The following is a 4,709-nucleotide window of genomic DNA, read 5'->3' as shown; positions in this document are numbered from 1 at the left end:
TTACCATTTCTCATTGGCACAATCCCTAAGTGCATGTGTGGGGTACTCTCATCAAGATGTACACTGGCATAAGCAACGTTGGTTTCTCCGTAATTCTCCGCGAAGTAGTTTTTAGCCGTTTCAAAAAATTTTCTCGTCTGCTCCTGGCCCAACTTTTCAAAAAAATCTTTATCTGACGTAATAATCCATTCATCACACAAAACAGCGTCTTTCCGTATCCCACGTTTAGAACTCTTGTTCTCGTTCACATAGTCCTTAATTTGCCGTTCATACGACACAGAGCGGTCACGATCCGTCAACTCATAGTTGAGGTGTGACCTGCTCGTGTCGATGTCTTTGTTTGAGTGCTTTTCAAAAATCCGTTCATTGTGCTTATATGCGCCACCCAAATTCCCAACTTTCATTTTCTGCATTCTCGCAACCATGTAGCTCATAACTTTTACCTCCTCAGGTGGGTCATTCGAGTAGCGAATGACAGACGAGCCGGCAAGCCTATTGCTCGTCTATTGTGATAACATTCTAGCTAGAATTTTAGCACAAATTTCGGCTAACTTCCATGTAAAGTATAACGCACTATACTTTACTTCGTAAAAGTGCGTTCTCCGAAGGCTCTTGCAGAGAGCTAGTCCGCCCACTTTATGCCAGGGCGAACTACAAAAAAAGCCCTCGAATCGCAAGGGCATTTTTTGAAAAATTGGGCGACTTCGATAAGTCCCCCAAAGTCATTTTTTCAAAATGACAGTCGGACGGCTTCGCTATTGTCCGACCAAAAAATCAAAGTAAACATAGTTGAGAAAATTATCTCCATAGGAAACATTGATACTATCAACTCCACACATCCTACATAGACAGTTTCCATTATATTTTTTAATATTCTTCAAAACTATATCTTATACAAATTATTTAATCTTTCTAACTCTAATACATTCATACATACTTCTACTCCAGTAACTCCCCCCTTACTATGAATAACCCCACAAGAAAACACAATCCTCTCCTTACTCAAAATATTTGACAACACTACTAATGATTCTAAAATATAATCCTTTATAATAATAAAACTATTATTTTCATCCTTAGCAAACTCTATAAATCCAATATCCTTACACCTATCACCAAGATGAAACCTAAGTGATTTCAAAAAATAATCAAAAAAAACATCACCCTTCATGGAAAACCCTTTCATTTTTAAAAATATTCTGATATAATCATACAAAAAATAAAGGAGAACTACCATGAAAAAACTTATTTTATTTATAACTACCTTTCTCACTCTTCTTTCATTTACTGTTACAACATATGCCGAAACTCCAAAAGCAAACCAAATCACCCCATATTCTACTGCAACTGGAAATGGTGGAGTTTCCAAAATAGAAATTTATGATAACCGAAGTAGAGCATGGTGGTACGCACGACCTTATACTAAAAGCTCTTATCAATTCTCTGGAGGAGTTCGTATTACATTAACAAATGGCCGTACCTTATATTACCCGGTAAGCGGTCAAGGTAGGGCAGGACAATCAGTTAGTGGTTCAATATATGTAAGCGGAAAAATAAAAAGAGTAACTTTTACAGGTGTAGCTTACGGCCCTGGTGGAATACAAATAGCACTTCCTCAATCAGAAACAAATAATTACAGTAGTGGTGGTTCAGGGATGAGCATACCGAACCCTGAAATTCTATACGAAGAATAATTCACTAACAAGAAAGAGACTGGGACAAAATTGTCCCAGTCTCTTTAAATTTCATCAACATCGAGCTGCTTTTTCATCTCAATAGCATCTTTTTACTCATAAATTAGATATAAACAAGTGTTTTCCATGACAGTTACAACCATTTGAACCATACTTAGATTTTTGAACAGTGCTTAATCTAAAAAATCATAAATATCTGTCTGTCGACTTCTTTCTTCAGCTTGCTTGATTATCTCTGCAGTTGGTACTTGTCGATTATCAGTAATCTGCATTTCATAGCCTATGACCTTTCGGCCATTTTTAACTACGTTTAGATAAACATCTACCCCTAATTTTTTCTCTAGCTCTTCTGCCCCAACTTTCAGACAGTTCCTTGCAAAGATTGCAGGGGGCATTCTTCTCTCTTCCCCTAAAAACCAATCTTGCCAATCGTCTAAATCTCCTTGAATGGTTGTGACACGTTGATTTTTAAAGCGATTTGCTTCCCACAATTTCATCAAAATAATGGCATACTTTGATTTGATTTGAGCTAACTCTGCCAATTTGAACGAGAAGAACTGGCTACGTAAAGCAAATACGTAAGGCGCAGCATCTTCTGAAAAGATAAATTCCACTTCGCCATTAGCTAAGAATTTAATTTTTCTAAATAACTGGGTCATCAATATCCCTTTAACGCCATTCTCAACGATTGGCAGATATAACGCAGTGTTTTCGTTTAGGGCTTTAAAGCCACGTGCCACACGCTCATAGTTTTTCCCTGAAGCGTTCAATCCAAAGTGCTTCAGCACCTCTTTTGCATTTGTCGTAAATGTATCTGTTGCAGTGCTTTCTTTGGTCACATAGCTAAAACAATAGTCCAGTAGCTTATGTTCAAAGGCTTTTAAATTCCCAAAGGCTTTGGCTAGGTCATTCGCTTGTACTACTAGATAATCTTGTCTAGACATCAAGCCCTCAAACGCATTTTCTGACTTCCCTTTTTTCATGGCTTAACCTCACGTACTTTTTTGTCATAAATGATTATATAATATTACATGACAAACTTCAAGTAATTTATTACTTTTTTGTCATGTATCACGTACTTTTTTGTCATGTATCACGTACTTTTTTGTCATGTATCACGTACTTTTTTGTCATGTATCACGTACTTTTTTGTCACTTATCTCCTCGCAAACCCTTGATAATACTGACTTTTTGACACCCCCAAAGTATATATAAAGTAAGTTATAAAGTAAGTATGAAAGTAACTCCTTTAGAAAAAATCCTTCATTTTTTTTAATTTTTCAAAAAAAAAGACCCTATCGGGCCAATCTCTTAAAAATGCATCCGGGGTCTTTACAGCTCGAAGCTGAAGGCAGTCCCACACCCGACACAAAATAGTGCCCTTTGAGCTATCCGTTTCCAGTTGCCCGACCTATAAAGAGATTCACGCCACCGACCGTATCGCTGAGGCGCCTCAATTTGATTATATCACAAATGTCTATTTTTGACACCCATTATAAAACTATGTTATAATTTAATCAACAACAAGAGTAGTGAGTTCATCACGCTAAACGAAAAGCACCCTGTCCGCCAAGACTTAGGGTGCTTTTTTGCGCTAGCTACAACACACTAGCGTTCGTGAAAAGTGACACTATTTCTCGTTGTCATCGAAGCGCTTTTCAATCCACTTCATCCCATAGGCTTTCCCCAACTCGTACGCTAAGGGCAACACTACTCGGACAACAACAAGAAGAGTAATGAGTTCTAACAAGCTAAACACCTCCTTTCGAAGGCTTAGTGCCAGAATATTGCTATTATACCATGTCCGCTTGCTTTATTCCATGGTCTATTTGACAACAAGGAACCTAGGTCGTTAGTCTTTGGTTTGTCGGTCAGCTGAACAAAGTTCAGACTGAACCGCCTTAACCAGTCTAACTTGACCTAGCTTATTGTCAAATAGCTTTCACGGCATAAATCGCTCAGATACTCCGCCCTTTTGTAGGCTCATGTCTTTTCCTAGACAGTTCTCGTGTCTCTCTTAAGTTTTCTAAACGCTTATTGAGGCTGGTTACTTCTTTTTCTGTTATGACTTCAGAAAGGTCATCTAAGAGATTTTTAGAAACTTTCAACTCCCTGTTTTCTAGCTTTAATGCTTTGTTTTCAGTCTCTAATTGCTGATTTTTCCATTCTGCATGAGATAGGCTATTTTCAAGCCTACTCTTTGCTTCTTTCATGCCTGCTAGTGCATTTCTAAGTAACTCATTTTGATTGACCGCCTGCTCCAGCTTCTCTACAACATCAGACACAAACGTCTTCAGTCGTCCAACAAAATCCGAAGTAAAATTAAAGCCATCGCCAAACAGTTTAGGAGTAGCATTTTCTAATTCTTCCTGCAACTCTTTGGCAACTCGACGTCTATCTAAATCTCTATACGAAATTTTCGATAAGTTACTTGATTGTTCCACCAAAAGTTGCGTTTTTTCTCTATGAGCTCTCTCCAGACGAACCACATCATCGCTCAGACGCTTAGAATCGCTTTTTAACCCCTTTATTTCCTCCTGACGACTATTTACCTCAGATAGCTCTGAGAGCCTCTCAGAAGCCTCAGAATCGATTTTACCGTATTCGTCAATCTTTTTCTCAAGGACACCCTCTAAACGTCCTAAATCTGCCCTTAAATCGTTTCTATGAGTGTCTAGCCATTTGAAACGCTCTTCCAACGTCGCTTCTCGGATGTTAAATGTCACGTCTGAATCTGCAAACAAAGAACCTATGTCCTCATAATCTTGAATTTCTGACATTGTTGCAGGTCTACGTTCTTCCGTATGCCAATATTTTGGCGCTCCTAAATCTAGCAATTCCTGATTAAGAGCTTCACGCCCCATTTTTTCCTTGTAGTCCGCCACACTCAAATGCTGTTCTTTGCTATCTCGCTTTCCACGTTGCAACTCAAAACCATGCTCATTCATGTACTTTGGCAAATCTTCCTGAATATGCTTTAGCTCCTCACGGTTAAACATAACCTTTGATGACAGC

General features: G+C 38.4%; 5 protein-coding genes. 1 reads left to right on the top strand and 4 read right to left on the bottom strand.

The genetic code is table 11. From position 1 onward, the window contains the following. Together mobV and HT715_RS06330 are read right to left on the bottom strand one after the other, a co-directional pair. On the bottom strand, positions 1 to 434 hold a 434-nt coding region (gene mobV, locus HT715_RS06335; RefSeq protein WP_172922868.1), incomplete at its 3' end, for a MobV family relaxase. Positions 435 to 883: 449 nt separating this feature from the next. Continuing rightward, the gene (locus HT715_RS06330) at positions 884 to 1,171 is read right to left on the bottom strand and encodes a hypothetical protein (RefSeq protein WP_078373521.1); all 288 of its coding nucleotides are present in this window, start codon (positions 1,169 to 1,171) and stop codon (positions 884 to 886) included. A gap of 64 nt (positions 1,172 to 1,235) precedes the next feature. On the opposite strand from HT715_RS06330, the gene HT715_RS06325 reads away from it, so the two are divergent. After that, the gene (locus HT715_RS06325; protein ID WP_000733562.1) at positions 1,236 to 1,694 is read left to right on the top strand and encodes a hypothetical protein; all 459 of its coding nucleotides are present in this window, start codon (positions 1,236 to 1,238) and stop codon (positions 1,692 to 1,694) included. A gap of 173 nt (positions 1,695 to 1,867) precedes the next feature. Here HT715_RS06325 and HT715_RS06320 read toward each other — a convergent pair whose 3' ends face one another. Further along, positions 1,868 to 2,677 (bottom strand): replication initiation protein, encoded by an 810-nt coding sequence (locus tag HT715_RS06320; protein ID WP_000715517.1) that lies wholly within the window; start codon positions 2,675 to 2,677, stop codon positions 1,868 to 1,870. Positions 2,678 to 3,652: 975 nt separating this feature from the next. Further along, a partial coding sequence (locus HT715_RS06315; protein ID WP_172922867.1) for a plasmid recombination protein occupies positions 3,653 to 4,709 on the bottom strand: 1,057 nt, incomplete at its 5' end.

The sequence above is a fragment of the Streptococcus sp. 4155 genome (genome assembly GCF_013276695.1).
Lineage (GTDB): Bacteria > Bacillota > Bacilli > Lactobacillales > Streptococcaceae > Streptococcus > Streptococcus pseudopneumoniae.
The sequence above is the reverse complement of the archived record's forward strand: the minus strand, read 5'-3'. Positions and strand labels throughout refer to the sequence as shown.

Bases quoted from the DNA above. Each gene is read 5' to 3' on its own strand.
- HT715_RS06325 (WP_000733562.1), top strand. From the start codon at position 1,236: ATGAAAAAACTTATTTTATTTATAACTACCTTTCTCACTCTTCTTTCA.
- HT715_RS06330 (WP_078373521.1), bottom strand. From the start codon at position 1,171: ATGAAGGGTGATGTTTTTTTTGATTATTTTTTGAAATCACTTAGGTTT.
- HT715_RS06320 (WP_000715517.1), bottom strand. From the start codon at position 2,677: ATGAAAAAAGGGAAGTCAGAAAATGCGTTTGAGGGCTTGATGTCTAGA.